This window comes from Streptomyces shaanxiensis, assembly GCF_039537145.1.
GTDB lineage: Bacteria > Actinomycetota > Actinomycetes > Streptomycetales > Streptomycetaceae > Streptomyces > Streptomyces shaanxiensis.
In genome coordinates this window covers 415,256-437,211 of the sequence record NZ_BAAAZY010000024.1, presented here as the reverse complement: position 1 = coordinate 437,211, position 21,956 = coordinate 415,256, and the positions used below count along the sequence as shown (strand labels likewise).

At 70.2% G+C, this 21,956-nt stretch carries 17 protein-coding genes; 11 read left to right on the top strand and 6 right to left on the bottom strand.

Annotation, left to right across the window (positions count from 1 at the left end; all coding sequences use genetic code 11):
* Positions 1 to 7 precede the first annotated feature (7 nt).
* On the top strand, positions 8 to 3,133 hold the full coding sequence (locus ABD932_RS36305) for an alpha-L-rhamnosidase (protein WP_345019626.1): 3,126 nt from the start codon (positions 8 to 10) through the stop codon (positions 3,131 to 3,133).
* On the opposite strand, the gene ABD932_RS36300 is transcribed toward ABD932_RS36305, so the two are convergent.
* The 6 genes from ABD932_RS36300 to rhaI all read right to left on the bottom strand — a co-directional run bounded on the left by ABD932_RS36300 (position 3,106) and on the right by rhaI (position 10,865).
* Positions 3,106 to 3,774: a LutC/YkgG family protein gene (locus tag ABD932_RS36300; RefSeq protein WP_345019624.1), complete on the bottom strand. Its 669-nt coding sequence runs from the start codon at positions 3,772 to 3,774 to the stop codon at positions 3,106 to 3,108. The genes ABD932_RS36305 and ABD932_RS36300 overlap by 28 nt on opposite strands.
* Positions 3,771 to 5,258: a LutB/LldF family L-lactate oxidation iron-sulfur protein gene (locus ABD932_RS36295; protein ID WP_345019623.1), complete on the bottom strand. Its 1,488-nt coding sequence runs from the start codon at positions 5,256 to 5,258 to the stop codon at positions 3,771 to 3,773. The genes ABD932_RS36300 and ABD932_RS36295 overlap by 4 nt, the downstream gene beginning before the upstream one ends.
* On the bottom strand, positions 5,255 to 6,010 hold the full coding sequence (locus ABD932_RS36290; protein ID WP_345019621.1) for a (Fe-S)-binding protein: 756 nt from the start codon (positions 6,008 to 6,010) through the stop codon (positions 5,255 to 5,257). Before ABD932_RS36290 ends, ABD932_RS36295 begins: the two co-directional genes overlap by 4 nt.
* 71 nt (positions 6,011 to 6,081) lie before the next feature.
* Positions 6,082 to 7,518: a rhamnulokinase gene (locus tag ABD932_RS36285; RefSeq protein WP_345019834.1), complete on the bottom strand. Its 1,437-nt coding sequence runs from the start codon at positions 7,516 to 7,518 to the stop codon at positions 6,082 to 6,084.
* Positions 7,519 to 7,526: 8 nt separating this feature from the next.
* Positions 7,527 to 9,566, bottom strand: a complete 2,040-nt coding sequence (locus ABD932_RS36280; RefSeq protein ID WP_345019619.1) for a bifunctional aldolase/short-chain dehydrogenase — start codon at positions 9,564 to 9,566, stop codon at positions 7,527 to 7,529.
* Between the two features lie 138 nt (positions 9,567 to 9,704).
* Positions 9,705 to 10,865, bottom strand: coding sequence for an L-rhamnose isomerase (gene rhaI, locus ABD932_RS36275; RefSeq protein WP_345019617.1), 1,161 nt, complete (start codon positions 10,863 to 10,865; stop codon positions 9,705 to 9,707).
* A gap of 273 nt (positions 10,866 to 11,138) precedes the next feature.
* Between rhaI and ABD932_RS36270 the strand changes: the two genes are divergently transcribed.
* The 10 genes from ABD932_RS36270 to sigJ all read left to right on the top strand — a co-directional run bounded on the left by ABD932_RS36270 (position 11,139) and on the right by sigJ (position 21,955).
* Positions 11,139 to 12,656, top strand: a complete 1,518-nt coding sequence (locus ABD932_RS36270; RefSeq protein ID WP_345019615.1) for a sugar ABC transporter ATP-binding protein — start codon at positions 11,139 to 11,141, stop codon at positions 12,654 to 12,656.
* On the top strand, positions 12,653 to 13,693 hold the full coding sequence (locus ABD932_RS36265; RefSeq protein ID WP_345019613.1) for an ABC transporter permease: 1,041 nt from the start codon (positions 12,653 to 12,655) through the stop codon (positions 13,691 to 13,693). The genes ABD932_RS36270 and ABD932_RS36265 overlap by 4 nt, the downstream gene beginning before the upstream one ends.
* The gene (locus ABD932_RS36260) at positions 13,686 to 14,660 is read left to right on the top strand and encodes an ABC transporter permease (protein ID WP_345019611.1); all 975 of its coding nucleotides are present in this window, start codon (positions 13,686 to 13,688) and stop codon (positions 14,658 to 14,660) included. Before ABD932_RS36265 ends, ABD932_RS36260 begins: the two co-directional genes overlap by 8 nt.
* Positions 14,661 to 14,768: 108 nt before the next feature.
* The gene (rhaS, locus tag ABD932_RS36255; RefSeq protein WP_345019609.1) at positions 14,769 to 15,848 is read left to right on the top strand and encodes a rhamnose ABC transporter substrate-binding protein; all 1,080 of its coding nucleotides are present in this window, start codon (positions 14,769 to 14,771) and stop codon (positions 15,846 to 15,848) included.
* Between the two features lie 32 nt (positions 15,849 to 15,880).
* Entirely contained in the window at positions 15,881 to 16,201 is a 321-nt protein-coding gene (locus tag ABD932_RS36250) for an L-rhamnose mutarotase (protein WP_345019607.1), read from the top strand.
* A 77-nt stretch (positions 16,202 to 16,278) separates the two neighbouring features.
* Positions 16,279 to 17,709, top strand: a complete 1,431-nt coding sequence (locus ABD932_RS36245) for a BNR repeat-containing protein (RefSeq protein WP_345019605.1) — start codon at positions 16,279 to 16,281, stop codon at positions 17,707 to 17,709.
* Positions 17,710 to 17,797: 88 nt separating this feature from the next.
* Complete coding sequence (locus tag ABD932_RS36240) at positions 17,798 to 18,823, top strand: LacI family DNA-binding transcriptional regulator (protein WP_345019603.1); 1,026 nt, start codon at positions 17,798 to 17,800, stop codon at positions 18,821 to 18,823.
* Positions 18,824 to 18,955: 132 nt separating this feature from the next.
* The gene (locus ABD932_RS36235) at positions 18,956 to 20,257 is read left to right on the top strand and encodes an alpha/beta fold hydrolase (RefSeq protein WP_345019602.1); all 1,302 of its coding nucleotides are present in this window, start codon (positions 18,956 to 18,958) and stop codon (positions 20,255 to 20,257) included.
* A 28-nt stretch (positions 20,258 to 20,285) separates the two neighbouring features.
* Positions 20,286 to 21,029 carry a PIG-L deacetylase family protein gene (locus ABD932_RS36230; protein WP_345019601.1) on the top strand — a complete coding sequence of 248 codons (744 nt, stop codon included), beginning with the start codon at positions 20,286 to 20,288 and terminating at the stop codon, positions 21,027 to 21,029.
* 32 nt (positions 21,030 to 21,061) lie between these two features.
* A complete protein-coding gene (gene sigJ / locus ABD932_RS36225) occupies positions 21,062 to 21,955 on the top strand; it encodes an RNA polymerase sigma factor SigJ (protein WP_345019599.1) in 894 nt (297 codons plus the stop codon).
* Position 21,956 lies beyond the last annotated feature (1 nt).

The following is a 21,956-nucleotide window of genomic DNA, read 5'->3' as shown; positions in this document are numbered from 1 at the left end:
CTACGGCATGAATGACGGAGTCGACAGCACGAAGGGCGACGGGGTGCCTCGCAGGACGGTGCTCACCACGGCACTCGGCGTCGCCCCCCTGGCCATGGCGGGCGGGATCGCGGGCGGCGGGCCGGCCTCGGCGGCACCGGCCTCGCACCGCACCGCCGTGGAGGGCCTGACGGTCGAGCACAGAACGAACCCTCTCGGCGTGGACGCCCCCCACCCGAGGTTCGGCTGGCGCATGGCGTCCTCGGCACGCGGCCGCCGACAGTCGGCGTACCGGATCCTCGTCGCCACCGCACCCGACCGCCTGACCCCTTCCCGGGCGGACGTCTGGAACAGCGGCCGCGTCACCTCACCGGACTCGATCGCCGTGCGCTACAAGGGCCCCGCCCTCGAAGCGTCCACCCGCTACCACTGGACGGTGACGGCCTGGGACGAGACAGGCCGCCCCGTTCCCACCGCCCCGACCGCCCATTTCGAGACCGGTCTGCTCTCCACCGACGGCGTCACCGGCTGGGACGGCGCGCAGTGGATCGCCATGGCGGGCAAGCGGCCCAACACCCCCGGCGCCCCGCTGCTGCGCCGGCAGACCCGGCTGACCGGACGCCGAGTACGCGACGCCCGGCTCTACATCTCCGCCCTCGGCGTGTACGAGGCCCATGTCAACGGCCACCGGGTCACGGTCCCGCAGGGCGACGCGGCCACCCACGAACTGCTGACGCCGGGCTGGACCAACTACGACACCACCGTCGACTACTTCACCTACGACGTCACGGACCTGGTCGCGGGGGAGCGGCACCAAGGGCAGGTCACCGTGGCCGCCGTACTCGGCAACGGCTGGTACAACGGCCGTGTCTCCGACAACAGCACCTACTACTCCGCCGACGGCAACCGCCTCGCCCTCAAGGCCAAGCTCCTCGTCCGGTACGCCGACGGATCCGAGCAGGCGATCGTCACCGCACCCGGCGACGACTGGAAGGCCACCGACACCGGCCCCTACCGAGCCGACGACATCTACGACGGGCAGACCTACGACGCCCGCGCGGAACTCCCGGGCTGGACGGCGAACGGCTTCGACGCGTCCGCCTGGGCGGGCGTGACCGCACACGACCACACCTCCAGGTTCCCCGACGCGAAGCTGGTCGCCCACCCCGGCGAGAGCGCCCGACTGGTGCCGGAATGGGACCGCAAGCCGCACTCCATCACCGTGTACACCGGCGCGAGCGGCCAGGACGGCAGCCCCAACGGCAAGGGCCGCATCGTCGTCGACGCCGCCCGTTCGGTCACCGACCCGGCCGCGGCGGCCACCGCCGCCGTGACCCTGCGCCCCGGTGAAACCGCCGTGATCGACCTCGGCCAGAACATGGTCGGCGTACCCCGCTACACCCTGCGCGGCCCGGCGGGCGCCCAAGTCGCCTTCAAGCCCGGCGAGATGCTCAACGACGACAGCGCGGGCGCCGACGGCCCCGTCGGCTCGGTCTACCGCGCCAACCTCCGCGCCGCCAAGGCCACCAGCACCTACATCCTCAGGGGCGACCCCGACGGCGAGACCCACGAGGACTCGCTGACCTTCTACGGCTTCCGCTACGTCTCGGTCACCGCGACCGACACCGTCACCTTCACCGGGTTCACCGGCAGGGTCGCCACCTCCGCCCTGCGTGACATCGGCACGATCACCACCGACGACGCCGACGTCAACCAGTTGATCAGCAACGTCCGTTGGGGCCAGCGCGGCAACTACCTGTGGGTTCCCACCGACTGCCCGCAGCGCGACGAACGCCTCGGCTGGACCGGCGACACCCAGCTCTTCTCCAACACCGGCCTCTACAACGCCGATACGGTCAATTTCCTCAGCCACTTCGAGGACATCCTGATCGATTCGCAGAAGACGTACGGGCAGGACGGCGCGCAGTTCACCTGGGTCGCTCCCGGCTCCCGTTACAACCAGCCGATTCCGGCGAGCGGTTGGGCGGACTGCGGGGTCGTCGTGCCGTGGACGGTGTGGCAGATGTCCGGCGACACCACGATCATCGACCGCAGCTGGGCCGCGATGAAGAAGTACCTGGACTGGATACGGCAGCGCACGGGCGAGAGCTACGCCGGACAGGGCGCGATCTTCGGCGACTGGCTGGCGTTCCAGGTCACCAGCACCCAGCTCATCAGCGACGCCTACTACGGCCACAGCGCCCGCCTCATGGCCGACATGGCCCGCGCCACCGGCCGCGACGACGAGGCCCGCGCCTACGACGAGCTCTTCTCCCGCATCAAGCGGGCCTTCGTCGCCAAGTACCTCGTCACCGACCCCGCCACGGGCGAGGTCACGGTCCGCTCCAGCCTGGGCGAGGCACCGCCGTGGACCGGCGGCAAGCCCGAGGACAACAGCCAGACCGCCCTCCTCTGGGTCCTCAAGCTCGGCCTCTACGACACCGAGGCCCAGCGTCGCCACCTCGTGAAATCACTCGCCGAGAACATCGGCAACGACGAGGCCTACAAGGAGGCCCACCCCGACAGCACTCGCGTGAAGTACGCCGAGAACACCCTCTCCGTCGGCTTCCTCGGCGTGAACGTCCTCGCCCCCGTGCTCACCGACGAGGGCCGCGCCGACCTGGCGTACAGGCTGCTCCACCAGGACGCCATGCCGTCCTGGCTGTACTCGGTGCGCAACGGCGCCACCACCATCTGGGAGCGCTGGAACTCGTACTCGAAGGAGGACGGCTTCGGCCCGGTCGACATGAACTCGTTCAACCACTACTCCTACGGCGCGATCATGGAGTGGATGTACGAGGGCATGGCCGGCATCGCCAAGGACCCGGAACACCCCGGCTTCCGGCACTTCTTCCTCAGGCCCCACCTCGACCCGACCGGCAAGGTCACGCGGGTGACCGGCTCGCATCTCTCGCCGTACGGCGAGATCGTCAGCAACTGGCAGGCGGACGACCGGAAGCTGACCTACCGGGCCGTGGTGCCCGCGAACACGACCGCGACCCTGCGCATCCCCACCGCCGACCCGTCGACGGTGCGCGAGGGCCGCACGCCGCTCTCCCGGGTCGAGGGAGTCGAGTACCTGGGCTTCGCGGACGGCATCGCCGCCTACCGGCTCCCGTCCGGCCGCTACGAGGTGACGTCCGCGCTCGCCTGATCGCCCACCAGCACCACCTCCAGGGTGCGCGGACCGTGCACCCCCTCGACCCGGTCCAGCTCGATGTCGCTGGTCGCCGACGGACCGGAGATCCATGTCAACGGGCGGGCCGGGTCGAGGCGTTCGAGGGCCTGCGGGACGGAGGAGACGACCTGGTCCGGGACCCGTACGACACAGATGTGGTGGTCGGGGACGAGCGTGATACGGCGACGGCCCTGGTCGGGGCCGCCGTCCAGGACGATGGTGCCGGTCTCGGCGACCGCCACCGCGCACGCCGTGACCACGCTGTCGACCTGGTCCAGCTCGCGCGCGGTGCTCTCCGCCCGGTCCGGAACCAGCTCGGCGTCGGTGGCCTCCAGCCACTCCAGGTCCAGGCCGCGCGGCACGAGCACGGTCTTCGCGCCCCGCGCGGCCAGCATCCCGGCGATCGTCGCCGCCAGGTCCTCGGCCGTGCAGCGATGCACGACGGCCCGATAGTCCGCCAGGTTCTCGGCCAGCAGATCGACCGTCTCCGCGACGCTCCGGTCCCCGTGCTCGCGCAGATAGTCGCGGGGGACCGCCTGGTCGTACGACGGCTCGCCCTGGGGTACGTCGGCGAGCGCGCGCCGCACCCGGCCCAGGATCCGTTCCCTGCTGCTCACTTCGCGGCCCCCTTGCCGTCGTTCCCGCCGTTCGTCCGCTGCCACCAGTCCCGGAAGGGCTCCTTGGGCACGGTCGGCAGGTCCCGGGTACCGCTCCACGCCTTGCCCGGCCCCGGCAGCGACCGCGGATGCAGCCGGCGGGTGCGCGACGCGAGCCGCTGACCGGCCCGCAGGGCTCCCGGCCGGCTGAACGCCCAGCGCGCCGCCCGCATCGCGGCCCGCTCGGCGGCATGTCCCTTCGCGGGCTTCAGCACCACTTTGTTGCCGTTCGCGGTCACCTGGCCGCCCTCCACGACCCGCTCCCGCAGATGCACCAGCACCTCGGGGATGTCGATGGCCACCGGGCAGACGTCGTAGCAGGCGCCGCACAGCGACGACGCGTACGGCAGCGAGGCGTCGATCTCGCTGTTCACGCCCCGGAGTTGAGGGCTGAGGATGGCGCCGATCGGGCCCGGGTAGACCGAGCCGTACGCGTGCCCGCCGGCCCGCTCGTACACCGGGCAGACGTTGAGACATGCCGAGCAGCGGATGCAGCGCAGGGCCTGGCGGCCGACCTCGTCGGCGAGCGTGTCGGTACGGCCGTTGTCGAGCAGGACCAGGTGGAAGGTGCTCGGCCCGTCGCCGTCCGTCGTACCGGTCCACATGGTCGTGTACGGGTTCATGCGTTCGGCGGTCGAGGAGCGGGGGAGTGTCTGCAGGAACACCTCCAGGTCCCGCCAGGTCGGCAGGATCTTCTCGATGCCGACGACCGAGATCAGTGTCTCCGGCAGGGTCAGGCACATCCGCCCGTTGCCCTCGGACTCCACGACGACCAGCGTGCCGGTCTCGGCGACCATGAAGTTGGCGCCGGAGATGCCGACCTTCGCCCGCAGGAACTTCTCGCGCAGGTGGAGGCGGGCCGCCTCGGCGAGTTCGGCGGGCGTGTCCGTCAGACCCTCGGGCGCCGGGCGGCCCCACTCGCTCATCTCCTTGCGGAAGATGTCCCGGATCTCGCCCCGGTTGCGATGGATCGCCGGGACGAGGATGTGCGAGGGGCGGTCCTTGCCCAACTGCACGATCAGCTCGGCGAGATCGGTCTCGTAGGCGCGGATGCCCTCGGCCTCCAGCGCCTCGTTGAGCCCGATCTCCTGCGTGGCCATCGACTTGACCTTGACGACCTCCGACTCGCCGGTCGCCTTGACGAGGTCCGCCACGATCCGGTTGGCCTCGTCGGCGTCGGCGGCCCAGTGGACCGTACCGCCCGCCGCCGTGACCGACTCCTCCAACCGCACGAGATACCGGTCGAGATGACGCAGCGTGTGGTCCTTGATCCGTTTGCCCGCCTCCCGCAGGGCGTCCCAGTCGGACACCTCGGCGACGGCCTTCGCCCGCTTGGCGCGGATGGTGTGGGTGGCGTGCCGCAGATTGCCGCGCAGGGTGGCGTCGTGCACGGCCTCGTGCGCGGCCTTCGGAAACGCCGGCATCCCGAGATACGTCCCGCTCATACCGCCGGTTCCTCCTCCGTGCTCGCCAGGATCTCCGCGATGTGCACCGGCCGCATGCCCGTGCTCAGTCGCGCCATCGTGCCGCCGATGTGCATCAGACAGGAATTGTCGGCCGCGCACAGCACCTCGGCGCCCGTCGACTCGGCGTTGCGCACCTTGTCCGCGCCCATCGCCGCCGAGACATCGGAGTTCTTCAGCGCGAAGGTGCCGCCGAACCCGCAGCACTCCTCGGCCCCGGGCAACTCGGCCAACTCCAGCCCCTTGACGGCCTGGAGCAGCCGCCGGGGCCGGTCGCCGAGCCTCAGCCCGCGCAGTCCGTGACAGGTCGGGTGGTAGGTCACCTTGTGCGGATAGTAGGCGCCGACGTCCGTCACCCCCAGCACGTCGACCAGGAACTCCGTGAGTTCGTACGTCTTCGGCACCACGGGCGCCAGAGTCGCGGCCAGGGTGTCCCCGCGCCCCTCGGCCCGCGCCCGCTCACCCATCCGCGGATACAGCTCCCGCACCATCGCCGCGCACGAGCCGGACGGGGTGACGATCGCCTCGTACTCCCCGAAGACATCGGAGAAATGCCGGGCCAGCGGCTCGGCCTCGTGCCGGTAGCCGGTGTTGTAGTGCGCCTGCCCGCAGCAGGTCTGGGCCATCGGGAAGTCGGCCTCGACGCCCAGCCTGGTCAGCAGTTTCACCACGGCGCGCCCGGTGTCCGGATAGAGCGTGTCGTTGACACAGGTCAGGAACAGGGCGACACGCATCGCGGCTCCTTGTGATCGATCATCGGATGAGTGAAGGGTAGTCCGGGCGTGCGGCCCGGGGGAGACCCCGCTCACCCCCGGGTGAGCCGGGCCTCCGCCTCGCTCCAGCGCGCCGCGTCCCCCTGTGGCTCGTACCGGGTCAACGGCTGCGTTCGGGTGAGCAGGCGCCGTCCGTCCGCGAGATCGCCGACCAGCCCGTGCGCCCGCGCCTGGACGAGGACGTTCCCGAGCGCGGCGGCCTCGGTCGGGCCGGCCACCACCGGCAGCCCGCAGGCGTCGGCGGTCAGCTGGCACAGCAGGGCATTACGCGTCCCGCCGCCGACGACATGGACGACGTCCACGGGATGGCCGGCCAGCCGCTGGGCGTCCGTGACGGCCCTGCGGTGGGCGAGGGCGAGCGAGTCGAGGATGCAGCGCGTGACCTCGGCGGGCGTGGTGGGTACCGGCTGCCCCGTGGCCCGGCACGCCTCGGCGATCCGCTCCGGCATCCGCCCCGGCGCCAGGAACGCCGCGTCCCCCGCGTCCACGACGGACCGCAGCGCCGGAACCTTGGCGGCGTCCAGCAGCAACGCACCCAGCTCCGGGTCCCCCCAGGCCCGCACGCACTCCTGGAGCAGCCACAGCCCCATGATGTTCCGCAGATAGCGGACCGTGCCGTCCAGCCCCAGCTCGTTGGTGAAGTTGGCGGCCCGGCTCTCCTCGCTCAGCACGGGCGCGTCCAGCTCCAGCCCCGCCAGCGACCAGGTGCCGGTGCAGATGTACGCGAACCGCTCGCCCTCGGCCGGGACGGCGGCCACGGCCGAGGCGGTGTCGTGCGACCCGACCGCCGTCACCGGCACCGGACCGGTGAGCCCGGTCTCCTCCAGCACCTCCGATCGCAGGACCCCCGCCGGATCGCCGGGCTGCCGCAGCGGCGCGAACAACGACAGGTCGATGCCGAGCCGGGAGGCGATGTCGTAGGACCAGTCGCGTGTGCGGGGGTCGATGAGCTGGGTGGTGGAGGCGTTGGTGAGCTCCGTGCCCTGCTCGCCGGTGAGCCAGTACGTCAGGAGGTCGGGGATGAGCAACAGGCGCTTGGCGTACGACAGTTGGGTCGAGGCCCGCGCGGCCGTCAGCTGGTACAGGGTGTTGAACGGTGCGTACTGCAAGCCGGTGGCGGCATACAGCTCCGCCGCCGGAACGGTCGCCCACACCTTCTGCGCGACGTCCTCCGTCCGGGAGTCCCGGTAGTGCACGGGACTGCCGATCAGCGCGCCGTCGGCGTCCAGCAGCCCGTAGTCCACGGCCCAGCTGTCGATCCCTACGGAGTCCACCTGACCGGCCGCCCGCAGCCCCTCCAGCACCCCCGCATACAGGGCGAGGACATCCCAGCGCAGCCCCTCGGGCACCCGCACGGGCCGGTTCGGGAACCGGTGCGCCTCGGCCAGCTCCAGGCTGTCCGGCCCGACGCGGCCGACCATGACACGCCCGCTGGACGCGCCGAGGTCGACCGCGGCGTACGACTTCAGGTTCGCGCTCACCGCAGGAAGGCGGCCGCGACGCCGGCGTCGACCGGGATGTGCAGCCCGGTGGTGTGGGTCAGGTCCCCACCGGTCAGGGCGAAGACGGCGTTCGCGACATGCTCGGGCAGCACCTCGCGCTTGAGGATGGTCCGCTGGGCGTAGAACTCACCCAGCTTCTCCTCCTCGACCCCGTACACGGCCGCCCGCTTGGCCCCCCAGCCACCGGCGAAGATCCCCGACCCGCGCACGACACCGTCCGGGTTGATCCCGTTGACGCGGATGCCGTGCTCCCCGAGCTCGGCGGCCAGCAGCCGGACCTGGTGTGCCTGGTCGGCCTTGGTGGCGGAGTAGGCGATGTTGTTGGGCCCGGCGAACACGGCGTTCTTCGAGGCGATGTACACGATGTCGCCGCCCACCTCCTGAGCGATCATCACGCGCGCCGCCTCCCTCGACACGAGGAAGGAACCGCGCGCCATGATGTCGTGCTGGAGGTCCCAGTCCTTGGCCGAGGTCTCCAGCAGCGGCTTGGAGACCGAGATACCGGCGTTGTTGACGACGAGATCGACACCACCGAAGGCGAGCACGGCCGCCTTGAAGGCGTCGGCGATCTGCTCCTCCGAGGTCACGTCGACGCTCACGGCGACGGCCTTGTCGGGCCCGCCGAGCTCCGCCGCCACCGCGGCGGCGTTCTCGGCGTTGAGATCGGCGACCACGACACACGCGCCCTCGGCGACCAGCCGATGCGCGATGGCCTTCCCGATCCCGCTGCCCGCACCCGTCACCAGAGCGACCCGCGTCGCGAGCGGCTTGGGCTTCGGCATCCGCTGAAGCTTGGCCTCTTCGAGCGCCCAGTACTCGATACGGAACTTCTCGGACTCCTCGATGGGCGAGTACGTGGAGACGGCCTCGGCCCCCCGCATCACATTGATGGCGTTGACATAGAACTCACCCGCGACCCGCGCGGTCTGCTTGTCCTTGCCGAAGCTGAACATGCCCACACCCGGGACCAGCACGATCGCCGGGTCGGCGCCGCGCATGGCGGGGGAGTCGGGCAGGGCGTGCCGCTGGTAGTAGGCGGCGTACTCCTCCCGGTACTCGGCGTGCAGCTCCTTGAGCCGGGCGACGGCCTCGTCGAGCGGAGCGGTCGGCGGCAGATCCAGGACCAGGGGCCGGACCTTGGTGCGCAGGAAGTGATCGGGGCACGAGGTTCCCAGGGCGGCGAGCCGCGGATGCTCGGCCCGAGCCAGGAACTCGAGTACGACCTCGGCATCGTCGAAGTGCCCGACCTGGGCCTTGTCCTGCGAGGCGACGGCACGCACATACGGTGCCAGCGCCGCGGCCCGCTCCCGCCGCGCGTCCTCGGGCAGCGCCTCGTACCCCTCGATGACGGCCCCGAAGGGCTCCGCCTTCCCCTTCTCCGCCAGGAACGCCTCGGCGGTCCGGATGATGTGCAGCGAGTTCCGCTCGCACTCCTCGGCGGTGCCACCCCACGCGGTGATCCCGTGCCCGCCGAGGACGACGCCGATCGCCTGCGGGTTGGCCGCCTTGATGGCGGCGATGTCCAGCCCCAGCTGGAACCCGGGCCGCCGCCAGGGCACCCACGCGACCGTGTCCCCGAAACACTCGGCGGTCAGCTTCTCCCCGTCGGCGGCACAGGCCAGCGCGATACCGGAGTCCGGATGCAGATGATCGACGTGCGCCGCCTCGACGAGCCCGTGCATGGCGGTGTCGATGGAGGGAGCGGCCCCGCCCTTGCCGTGCAGGCAGTAGTCGAACGCGGCGACCATCTCGTCCTCACGCTCGACACCCGGGTAGACATCGACGAGCGCCCGCATCCGGTCCAGCCGCAACACGGCCAGCCCGGCCTCGGTGAGCGTGCCGAGGTCACCACCGGATCCCTTGACCCACATCAGCTCGACGTCACCACCGGTGACGGGATCGGTGTCGGAGCCCTTGGCGGAGGCGTTGCCGCCGGCGTAGTTGGTGTTGCGGGGGTCGGAGCCGAGCCGCTGGGAACGGGCGAGGAGGGCGGCGGCTTCAGGATGGGTTGCCATGAACTTTCAGTCCTTCTGAGAGAGGGGCAGTGCACTTACCTAGGGGCGCGGGGCTGTATCAATCTGCGGCTCCGCCGCGTGGGCGCGACCAGCCACAACGCACCCGCAGACCGCAACGAAACAGAACCCGGCAGACGCTTACGCCCCCCAACCGGCCTGCTGCCCACCAACCCGCTCAGCCACAATCTTCTCGGCCCACCCGGACCGCCGGTACGCAGCGATCGGATCGGCATCGAGACCCATCTCGCCCCGCACCTCCGCCAGCAACGGCCGCACATCCGTGTTGTACGCATCCATCAGCACGGCATTCGCCCCGAGCACATCCCCGGAAGCCTGCGCCACAGCCAACGCCTCCCGGTCGACCAGCAGCGCCTTCGCCGTGGCCTCCTGCACATTCATCACCGATCGGATGATCGCCGGAATCTTCGCCTCGATGTTGTGACACTGATCGAGCATGAACGCCACGTCAGACGTGAACCCACCCCCACGCACGACCTCGTACATGATCCGGAACAGCTGGAACGGATCGGCGGCCCCGACCATCAGGTCGTCGTCGGCGTAGAACCGCGAGTTGAAGTCGAACCCCCCGAGCTTTCCCTCCCGCAGCAGCGTCGCGACGATGAACTCGATGTTGGTACCGGGCGCGTGATGCCCGGTGTCGACAACGACCTGCGCCTTCGGCCCGAGCTTCAGACAGTGCGCATAAGCCGTCCCCCAGTCAGGCACGTCGGTCGTGTAGAAGGCCGGCTCGAAAAACTTGTACTCCAGCAGCATCCGCTGCCCTTCGCCCAGCCGCTCGTACACCTCGGCCAGCCCCTCGGACAGCCGGTCCTGCCGCGCGCGGATGTCGTCCTGCCCGGGGTAATTGGTCCCGTCGGCGAACCACAGCTTCAGATCGGCGGAGCCCGTCGCGTCCATGATGTCGACGCACTCCAGCAGATGATCAAGAGCCTTCCGCCGCACCGAGGCCTCGGGGTGGCAGATGCTGCCCAGCTTGTAGTCGTCGTCCTGGAAGGTGTTGGAGTTGATCGCGCCGAGCTGCACGCCGCGCTCCTCGGCGAACTTGGCCAGCGCGCCGTAGTCCTCGACCTTGTCCCAGGGGATGTGCAGCGCAACGGTCGGGGCCACGCCGGTGAACGCGTGGACCTGAGCCGCGTCCTCCAACTTCTCCCGCGGCGTCCGCGGAACACCGGACTGCGCGAACACCTTGAACCGCGTCCCCGAGTTCCCGTACGCCCACGACGGCGTTTCGACTGCCTGCGTCTTGAGTGCGGCCTTCACCGCGGCGAGCTCGGTCACTTGAGGGCTCCTGTGACGTCGGGACGGAAAGTCAGCTGAACGGCTTCGCTGTGAAACGATTCAAGACGGGAACGTATGAGCCCCCCGAAGGGGTGTCAAGCCCCACGACCAAGGCTGTTTCCCGTAGCCCTACCGTGACCTTCGTCCATCGAAATTTTTTCGACACGGACCCATTGACGTGACATGCGCCCCGTGCCTAACGTCCCGGCAACCAAGTTGAAACCTTTCACGACGCCGAGAGGGCCGTCCCGCCGGCGTCGTCGAGGAGCCCCCATGACCCACCCGTCCACCACGGGTCCGGCCCCGGTTCTCGCGCTCAGGGACATCTCGAAGTCCTTCGGCGCGGTCCGCGCCCTGCGGGACGTCTCCCTGGAGCTGTTTCCCGGGGAGGTGCACGCCCTCGCGGGCGAGAACGGCGCGGGCAAGTCGACCCTCATCAAGACGCTCGCCGGCGTGCACCGGCCCGACGCGGGCCAGGTGCTGCTCGACGGTGCGCCCGTCGTCTTCCACGGCCCCGGCGACGCCCGCGACGCCGGCATCGCCGTGATCTACCAGGAGCCGACCCTCTTCCCCGACCTGTCGATCGCCGAGAACATCTTCATGGGCCGCCAGCCGCGGCGCGCCCTCGGCCGCATCGACCACAAGGCCACGCACGCCGCGACGCTGGCCCTGATGCAGCGGCTCGGCGTCGAACTCGACCCCGACCGCCCCGCGCGCGGCCTGTCCATCGCCGACCAGCAGATCGTCGAGATCGCCAAGGCGCTCTCCTTCGACGCCCGCGTCCTGATCATGGACGAGCCGACCGCCGCCCTCACCGGCAGCGAGGTCGCCCGCCTCTTCGGCGTGGTCCGCGCCCTGCGTGAACAGGGCGCCGCCGTCCTCTTCATCTCCCACCGCCTGGAGGAGATCTTCCAGATCTGCCGGCGGGTCACGACCCTGCGCGACGGCGCCTGGATCGCCAGCGAACCGCTGGACGGCATGACCGAGGACGACCTCGTACGCCGGATGGTCGGCCGCGACCTCGACGAGCTGTACCCCAAGCAGGACGTGAAGCCGGGCGAAGTCGCCCTGAGCGTGCGCCGGTTGACCCGGGAGGGCGTCTTCACCGACGTCTCCTTCGACGTCCGGCGCGGTGAGATCGTCGGCCTCGCGGGGCTCGTCGGAGCGGGCCGTACGGAGGTCGCGCGGGCCGTGTTCGGCATCGACAGCTGGGACGCCGGCGAGGTCTCCGTGGACGGCAAGGCCCTGACCAACGGCGCCCCGTCCACCGCCATGGCCTCCGGGCTCGCCCTCGTCCCCGAGGACCGGCGCGCCCAGGGCCTGGTGATGGACATGTCCATCGAGCGCAACATCGGCCTCACCGGGCTTCGTACGACCGTCAGGGCGGGGTTGATGGACCGCGGCGCCGAACGCAGCCGCTCCCTCGACTGGGCCGTCAAGCTCCAGGTCAAGTACGCCCGGATCGCCGACACGGTCAACACCCTGTCCGGCGGCAACCAGCAGAAGGTCGTCCTCGCCAAGTGGCTGGCCACCGGACCCAAGGTGCTGATCGTCGACGAACCCACCCGGGGCATCGACGTCGGCACCAAGGCCGAGGTGCACCGGCTGCTCAGCGAACTCGCCGCCGACGGCGTGGCCGTCCTGATGATCTCCTCCGACCTGCCCGAGATCCTCGGCATGGCCGACCGTGTGCTCGTGATGCACGAGGGCCGCCTGACCGCTGAGATCCCGCGCTCCGACGCCACCGAGGAAACCGTGATGGCCGCAGCAACCGGGAGGGCCGCCGCATGACGGTGATGACTCCCAAGGAGGCCCCTGTCACCGACGTACCGAAGTCCAGCGGCACCCGCTTGGTCGACCGCGTCTTCAAGATGCGCGAACTCGCCATCCTGGCCGTCTTCGTGGTGATGATCGTCGTCACCCAGCTGGGCAACAGCCAGTTCCTCACCGAGCAGGGCATCAAGGACCTGCTCCTGAACGCGACGATCCTCGTCCTCGTCGCCACCGGCCAGTCCCTGGTGGTGATCACGAGGAACGTCGACCTGTCGGTCGGCTCCACGCTCGGCATCAGCGCCTTCGCCGCCGGTACCTATCTCCAGGGCGGCGGCAACCCGGTCGTCGCCGTGCTCCTGGCGATCCTGATGGGCGTCGGCTTCGGTCTGCTGAACGGCCTGCTCGTCAGCCTCGGCCAGGTGCCCGCGCTCGTCGTCACGCTCGGCACGCTCTACATCATCCGCGGCATCGACTCCATCTGGGTCGGCTCCCGGCAGATCACCGCGGCCGACCTCCCGGACGGATTCGTCGACTTCGGCTCCGGCGGTCTCTCCGCGGTGCCGTGGCTGGCGCTGATCGCCGTCGCCGTCCTGATCGCGACCGCGTACTACCTCAAGCACTTCGGCAGCGGCCGCGAGCTGTACGCCCTCGGCTCCAACCCGGAGGCCGCCCGCCTCGCCGGTATCCCGGTGCGCAAGCGGATCCTCGCCGCGTACACCTTCTGCGGTGCGCTGGCCGGACTCGCGGGCGCGCTGTACCTGGCCCGGTTCGGCAACGTCGACTCCGGCACCGGCAACGGCTACGAACTCACCGTCGTCAGCGCGGTCGTGGTCGGCGGCGTCGTCTTCACCGGCGGCTCCGGCAGCGTCTACGGTGCGGCGCTCGGCGCGCTGCTGCTGACCTCCATCAACAGCGTGCTGCCCGCCCTCGGCGTCAGCTCCGTGTGGGTGCTCGCCATCAACGGCATCCTGCTCATCCTCGCCATCGCGGTCGACCGGATCGTCGCGCTGCGCGTGGCCTCGGCCCTGAAGAAGAGGAACGCCCGCCATGCCTGAGTCTCTTACGCGTGCGATCCGCTGGGACACGGTCGTCGGCGCTTTGCTGATCGTCGTGCTCCTGCTGTCCTTCTCGACGGTCGACGGCTTCGGAAACGCCCTCAACCTGTCGTTCCTGATCGGCAACACCCTTCCGATCGCCCTGATCGCCCTTCCGATGACCCTTCTGGTCGTCTCGGGCGAGATCGATCTCTCCGTCGCCTCCACCGCCGGCCTCTCCGGTGCCGTGATGGGCGCCCTGTGGAACCAGGGCATGACGATCGAGACGATCATTCCGATCTGTCTGCTTCTCGGTGTGGTCTGCGGGCTCATCAACGGCCTGCTGGTGACCAGGCTGGGCTTGCCCTCCCTCGCCGTCACCATCGGCACCCTCGCGGCCTACCGGGGCATCGCGCAGATCGTGCTCGGGTCGGACGCGGTGACCGACTTCCCGACGCAGTACCTGGACTTCGCGGCCGGACGGATCGGCGACACCTTCATCCCGTACGCCTTCCTGCCCTTCCTCGTGCTGCTCGCGATCGCCGTGGTCGCCCTGCACGCCACCCCGTTCGGCCGGTCCATCTTCGCCACCGGCGCGAGCGAGGAGGCCGCGAGGTTCGCCGGCATCCGCGTCAAGCGGCAGAAGCTGATCCTGTTCACGGTGACGGGCCTGATGGCCTCCCTCACCGGGATCTTCTGGGCGCTGCACTACGCCAGTGCCCGCTACGACAACGCCACGGGCCTGGAACTCTCCGTCGTGGCGGCCGTGTTGCTCGGCGGCATCGACTTCGACGGCGGCAAGGGCACGCTCGGCGGGGCGATCGCGGGAGTCTTCCTGCTCGGCGCGCTGCAGAACGTGATGAGCCTCCAGGACGTCTCCGCCCAGTCGCAGATCGTCGTCACCGGCGTCCTGCTCGTCCTCTCCGTGCTCGGCCCCCGGGTCGCACGGCAGATCTCCGTAGCGAGGGCGGGCCGTAGAGCCGCGTAAACGCTCCGCTGGAAAGGCCGTCCGAAGTCTGCGGGCCGTATGTGGCTGGTCGCGCAGTTCCCCGCGCCCCTTGGGGCGTCCACTCACCTCCGTCGAAAAGGACCCACCATGCGCAAGTCATCCCTCCGCCGCACCTGCGCGGCCCTCGCCGCCGTCACCTCCCTCGCTCTCGCCGCCACCGCGTGCGGCGGCACCACCAAGGAGGACGTCAAGAACGAGGGCGCCTCCGCCGCCACCGGCGGCAAGGCAGACCCGAACGCCGAGCTGAAGAAGGGGCTGACCGTCGGCTTCCTGCCCAAGCAGGTCAACAACCCCTACTTCACCTCCGCCGACAAGGGCGGCGAGGCGGCGCTGAAGGAGCTGGGCTCCAGCTACAAGGAGGTCGGGCCGTCCAGCGCGACCGACACCGCCGGGCAGGTGTCGTACGTCAACACGCTCACCCAGCAGCAGGTGGACGCGATGGCCGTCTCCGCGCAGGACCCGGGCGCCCTGTGCACCGCGCTCAAGCAGGCCATGAAGAACGGCATCAAGGTCGTCACCTACGACTCCGACACCACCGCCGACTGCCGCAACGCCTTCGTCTCGCAGGCGTCCGCCGAGGACCTCGGCCGCACCGAGGTGCAGCTGCTCGCCGAGCAGATCGACTACAAGGGCGAGATCGCGATCCTGTCCGCCGCGCAGACCGCGACGAACCAGAACATCTGGATCGACTTCATGAAGGAGGAGCTGAAGGACCCGAAGTACAAGGACGTGAAGCTCGTCAAGGTCGCCTACGGTGACGACGACGCCCAGAAGTCCTTCCAGCAGACCCAGGGCCTGCTCCAGGAGTACCCGAACCTGAAGGGGATCATCTCCCCGACCACCGTCGGCATCAAGGCCGCCGCCCAGTACCTGTCGGGCTCCAAGTACAAGGGCAAGGTCAAGCTGACCGGCCTCGGCACACCCAACGACATGCGCAAGTACGTCAAGAACGGCACCGTCGAGGCGTTCGAGCTGTGGGACCCGGCGAAGCTCGGCGACCTGGCCGCCCGTGCCGCCGTCGCTCTGGTCTCCGGCCAGATCACCGGCAAGGAGGGCGAGACCTTCAAGGCCGGCGAGACCACGTACACCATCGGCAAGGACGGCGTGATCAGCCTCGGCAAGCCCACCGTCTTCGACGCCAAGAACATCGACGACTTCAACTTCTGAGCCCCACTTTCCCCTTCGGGAGCTGGTACTTCATGCAGCGCGTCTGTTTCCTCCTCAAGGTCCGCGAGGACCGGATCGCCGAGTACCGCGACCGCCATGCCACCGTGTGGCCGGAGATGCTCGAAGCGCTCTCGGCCACCGGCTGGCACAACTACTCCCTCTTCCTGCGCGACGACGGCCTGCTCGTCGGCTACCTGGAGACCGAGGACTTCGAGGCCGCCAAGGCCGGTATGGAAGCCACCGAGGTCAACGCCCGCTGGCAGGCCGAGATGGGCGAGTTCTTCGAGTCCCTCGACGGCGCCCGCCCCGACGAGGCGATGAAGCCGCTGACCGAGGTCTTCCACCTCGCCTGACACACCCCCGTGCTGCCCCCGTTCAGTCCCCCCGTGGTCCCTCTCCCCGCTCCTCGCCGACAATGGAGTCCCCCGAGATGAAGAGACGCACCCTGCTGGGCGCCGCACTCGCCGGAGCCGTCATGACCCCCGCCCTCGCCTCCGGCACCGCCCGGGCCGCCGACCCCGGCCCGTCCCTCACCCTGACCGGCACCACCACGCTCGACACGCAGGCCATCTTCTTCGTGTCGTACGACGGCCTGGTCAACAACAACGCCTTCCAGAAGAACGGCCTGCTGACCTACAAGGGCTACCAGTACGCCGTCTGGTACACCGCCGACCGCAACGCCGTCGTCGGCCGTCGCGCGCTCGGCTCCAGCACCTGGTCCACGGTCAAGGTCGGCCACACCCTGCGCTACAACGACTCCCACAACGTGATCTCGATGGGGATCTCCAAGGTCGACGGGCGCCTCCACCTCAACATGGATTCGCACAGCGACGGCTTCACCTACGTCAAGTCGGTCGCGGGCCTGATGGACAACCCGGCCGGCCTGAGCTGGACCGCGAGCCGCTTCGGCGCACCCCAGTCCACCCTGGACGGGCTCGCGCTCACCTCGCAGTTCACCTACCCGCAGTTCATCTCGACGCCCGAGGGCAAGCTGCAGCTCAGCTACCGGGTCGCCGTCTCCGGCAACGGCCGCAACGCCCTCGCCGAGTACGACGGTTCGACCTGGACCAACCTCGGCGAGTGGAGCAGCTCCACCGGGACGTACACCAGCGAGCACGGCTCCTCGACCGCCCGCAACATGTACCTGCACGGCATCGACTACGACAAGAACGGGCGCCTGCACTCGTTCTTCACCTGGCGTGAACAGAACGGCGCCGTGATGTGCTCCAGCGGCGGCATCACCAACCACGACACCGGCTACGTCTACTCCGACGACCGCGGCCGCACCTGGCGCAACAACGCCGGCACCGTCGTCGGCACCACCGGCGGCTCCGACAAGGTCGCCGTCACCGACAGCGGGCTGGTGATCGACGCGCTCAACCCGGACCACTCCCTGATGAACCAGGAGAGCCAGTTCACCGACTCCGCCGGTCTGCCGCACGCGATCATCAGCTACGTCCCCGGCCGGTTCGGTCAGTGCACCACCAACTACGTCGCCGACCGCACCGCCAACGGCCGCGCCTTCCACGTGCGCAAGAACTCCTCGGGGGCATGGCAGAAGACGGAGATCCCGGTTCCGCTGAACTCCAGCCAGCGCACCAAGCTGATTCTGGACAAGTACGACAACGCGTACGCGATCTTCCCGTTCTGTCGCATAGCCGGAGCCTCCAAGGCCTCCGGGTACACGGACTGGTCGGTTCTGTACGACGGTGTCACCGCCGGGCTGAACGCCTTCGGCGAGGTCGTGATCGACGAGACGCGCGTCGGCCAGGACCACTTCCTGTCGATCATGTACCAGGAGAAGTCCAGCGGTACGACGCCCTCGGCGCTGCGTAACCTCAACTTCCGCCTGCCTGCCTGATCGCAGCCGTTGTGGGCGGCTTGACGGTAATGTGAAGGCCTTCCCGCCGCCCCGCGTCTTACCGAGTCTCTCTGGAGGTCCCTGACCGATGACCCAGTCGGTGGGTATCAAGGACGTCGCCCGCGCCGCCGGAGTCTCCGTCGGCACGGTCTCGAACGTCATCAACCGTCCGGACACGGTCGCGACGGAGACCCGGGCACGCGTGCAGTCCGCGATAGACCGGCTGGGCTATGTCCGCAGCGAGTCCGCGCGCCAACTGCGCGCGGGCCGCAGCCGGATCATGGGGTTGCTCGTCCTCGACATGGGCAACCCCTTCTTCGTGGACGTGGCGCGCGGCGCAGAGCGGGCCGCGCGCCAGGCCGGGCTCGGCGTCATGGTCTGCAACAGCGCACAGAGCGCCAGCGAGGAGGCCGACTACCTGTCGCTCTTCGCCGAGCAGCGGGTGCGCGGCGTGCTGCTGACCCCGGCCGACGCCACCGGCCGCAACATCGAGACGTTCCGGCGCCACAACATCCCCTTCGTCCTCGTCGACCGGGTCGCCGAGGGCACCACCGAGTGCTCGGTCTCCGTCGACGACGTCGCGGGCGGCGCGCTCGCCGTACGCCATCTCGTCGACGCCGGGCACCGCTCCATCGCGTACGTCAGCGGCCCGCCCGGCCTCAACCAGGTCCGCGACCGCCGCATCGGCGCACTGAAGGCGCTGGAGGAGGCCGGCCTCGGCCCCGAGCACCTGCGCGAGCTGCCCACCGAGCGGCTCGACGTCGCCGCCGGCCGGGACGCCGGCGCCCGCCTGCTCGGCCTCGCCGAGCGCCCGACCGCCGTCTTCTGCGCCAACGACCTGCTCGCCCTCGGCGTCCTGCAGGCCATGTACGCCGCGGGCGTCGGTGTCCCCGACGACCTCGCGATCGTCGGCTACGACGACATCGAGTTCGCCGCCGCGGCGGCCGTCCCCCTCACCTCCGTACGGCAGCCCGCGGTCACCATGGGCACCCTCGCGGCGGAGATGCTGCTGGAGGAGACGGAGGAGGAGACCGGGGGGAAGAAGCACGAGCACCGGCGGGTCGTACTCCAGCCCGAGCTGGTGGTACGCCGGTCCAGCCTGTCGGCCCGCTGATCCCACGGAGGTCGGGATCCGCAGGCACTGATCCGCCATTCAGTACGATTTCATGATCCTGGGGCTCGGTCGACGGACGAACATGTGCTGAACTGGGACGCGGCCCGAAAACCCTCCGTCCCGGGAGCCCTGTTGACCGCGACCTACCGCCAGCCCGGCGTCGTCCTCACCGACCGCCACTTCACCGTGCCCCTCGACCACGACGCCCCGGCGGGGGAGACGATCGAGCTCTACGCCCGTGAGGTCGTCGCGAGCGACAAGGCACACCAGGACCTGCCGTGGCTGGTCTACCTCCAGGGCGGCCCCGGCTTCGGCGCGAACCGCTTCGTCGGCAAGGGCGCCTGGCTCGGCCGCGCGCTCAAGGAGTACCGCGTCCTGCTCCTCGACCAGCGCGGCACCGGCCACTCCACGCCGGCCAACCGCCAGACGCTCCCGCTGCGCGGTGGCCCGGCCGCCCAGGCCGACTACCTCACGCACTTCCGTGCCGACGCGATCGTCCGGGACTGCGAGGCGATCCGCCCCGAGGTGACCGGCGGCGCCCCCTGGACCGTCCTCGGCCAGAGCTTCGGCGGCTTCTGCACGGTCAACTACCTCTCCACCGCCCCCGAGGGCCTGACCGCCGCCGTCATCACCGGCGGCCTGCCCTCCCTCGACGCCCACGCCGACGACGTCTACCGGGCGGCCTACCCGCGCATCGAGCGCAAGGTCGCCGCGCACTACGCCCGCTACCCGCAGGACGTCGAGCGCGCCCGCAGCATCGCCGACCACCTCCTCGCGAACGACGTGGTCCTGCCGAACGGCTACCGCCTCACCGCCGAGGCCTTCCAGTCCCTCGGCATCGTCCTCGGCGGCAGCGAGGGCAGCCACCGCCTGCACTACCTGCTGGAGCACGCCTTCGTCCGCACCCCGCAGGGCCCGGCCCTCTCGGACGCCTTCCAGGAGGAGGCCCAGGGCCTGCTGTCGTACGCGAGCCACCCGCTGTACGCCCTCGTCCACGAGGCGATCTACGGCCAGGACACCCGCCCCACCGCCTGGTCCGCCGAGCGTGTGCGCGCCGAGTTCCCGCAGTTCGACGCGGCCAAGACGCTCGCGGGCGACGGGCCGCTGCTGTTCACCGGCGAGACCATCCACCCCTGGATGTTCGACTGCGATCCGTCCTTGCGCCCGCTGCGCGAGACCGCCGAACTCCTCGCCGCCCGCACCGACTGGACGCCTCTGTACGACTCCGCGCGCCTCGCCGCCAACGAGGTTCCGGTCGCGGCGGCCGTCTACCACGACGACATGTACGTCGACACCGCCCACTCCCTCGCCACCGCCCGTGCCGTCCGCGGCCTGCGGACCTGGGTCACCGACGAGTTCGAGCACGACGGCGTGCGGGCCGGCGGTCCCCGTGTCCTGGACCGGCTGCTGGCGCTCACCCGTGACGAAGCGTGATGTCGGGGTCACACGTTAGGGTGCGGGCATGACCGAGCCGACGATCACTCAACTGAAGCCCATGCCCGACGACTGGCAGCGCGCGCTCGCCGTCGTCGCGCATCCGGACGACCTCGAGTACGGCTGCTCGGCGGCGGTCGCCGCCTGGACCGACGCCGGCCGTGAGGTCACCTACGTCCTGGCGACCCGCGGCGAGGCCGGCATCGACACGCTCGAACCCGCGAAGTGCGGCCCGCTGCGCGAGCGCGAGCAGCGGGCCAGCGCCGCGGTCGTCGGCGTGACGGCGGTGGAGTTCCTCGACCACAAGGACGGCGTGATCGAGTACGGCACCGCCCTGCGTCGCGACATCGCCGCCGCGATCCGCCGGCACCGGCCCGAGCTGGTGATCACGCTCAACCACCGGGACACCTGGGGCGGCACCGCCTGGAACACCCCGGACCACGTGGCCGTCGGCCGCGCCACGCTGGACGCGGCCGGCGATGCGGGCAACCGCTGGATCTTCCCGGAGCTCACCGAGCAGGGCCTGGAGCCCTGGAACGGCGTCCGCTGGGTCGCCGTCGCCGGTTCCAGTTCGCCCACGCACGCGGCGGACGCGACGCCGGGCCTGGAGCGCGGGGTGCGCTCCCTGCTCGAACACCGCACCTACATCGAGGCGTTGACGGACGAGGACCCGGAGACGTACGTCCGCGGTTTCCTCACCGGGTACGCCGAGTCGACGGGGGAGCGGTTCGGCGGGAAGCCGGCCGTGGCGTTCGAACTGTTCAGCCGCTAGCGCCCGGAAGAGAACAGCACGGAGGGGGAGACGTGAACGAGACGGACCTGCTGGCGGACCGCTTCGAGGAGTACCGCGGTCACCTAAAGGCGGTCGCGTACCGCATGCTCGGCTCACTGGCCGAGGCGGAGGACGCCGTCCAGGAGGCCTGGCTGAAGCTGAGCCGCAGCGACGCCGCCGACATCGACAACCTCGGCGGCTGGCTGACCACCGTGGTCGGCAGGGTCTGCCTGGACATGCTGCGCTCACGCACCCGGCGCCACGAGCAGTCACTGGACGACGCCTTCGTCCCGGACCCGGTGATCCGGCCGCTGTCGCACATCGACCCGGAGCAGGAGGTGCTCCAGGCCGACTCGGTGGGCCTGGCCCTGCTCGTGGTGCTGGAGACGCTGGAGCCCGCCGAGCGGATCGCGTTCGTGCTGCACGACCTGTTCGCGGTGCCGTTCGACGACATCGCGCCGATCGTGGAGCGCTCCTCGGCCGCGACCCGCCAACTGGCCAGTCGCGCCCGGCGCCGGGTACGGGGCGCCGAGCCGTCGACCGAACCCGACCTCGGCAGACAGCGGCAGGTCCTCGAGGCGTTCATGGCCGCCGCCCGCGCGGGCGATTTCGAGGCGCTGCTGGCGGTCCTCGATCCCGACGTGGTGCTGCGGGCCGACTCCGGGCCGCTGGTGCGTGGTGTGGCGGCGTCCAAGGTGGTGCGCGGTGCGAAGCCCGTGGCCGAACAGGCGATGCTGTTCCGGCAGTTCGCGCGGTACATGCAGCTCGTGCTTGTCAACGACACGGTCGGGGTGCTCAACGCCCCCGAAGGACGGCCGCAGTCGGTCATGGGCGTCGCCATCGCCGACGGCCGGATCACCGAGATGTACATCCTGGCCGACGCCGAGCGGCTGGCCGGACTCGAGCTGCCGGACCTCGGCGGCTGAG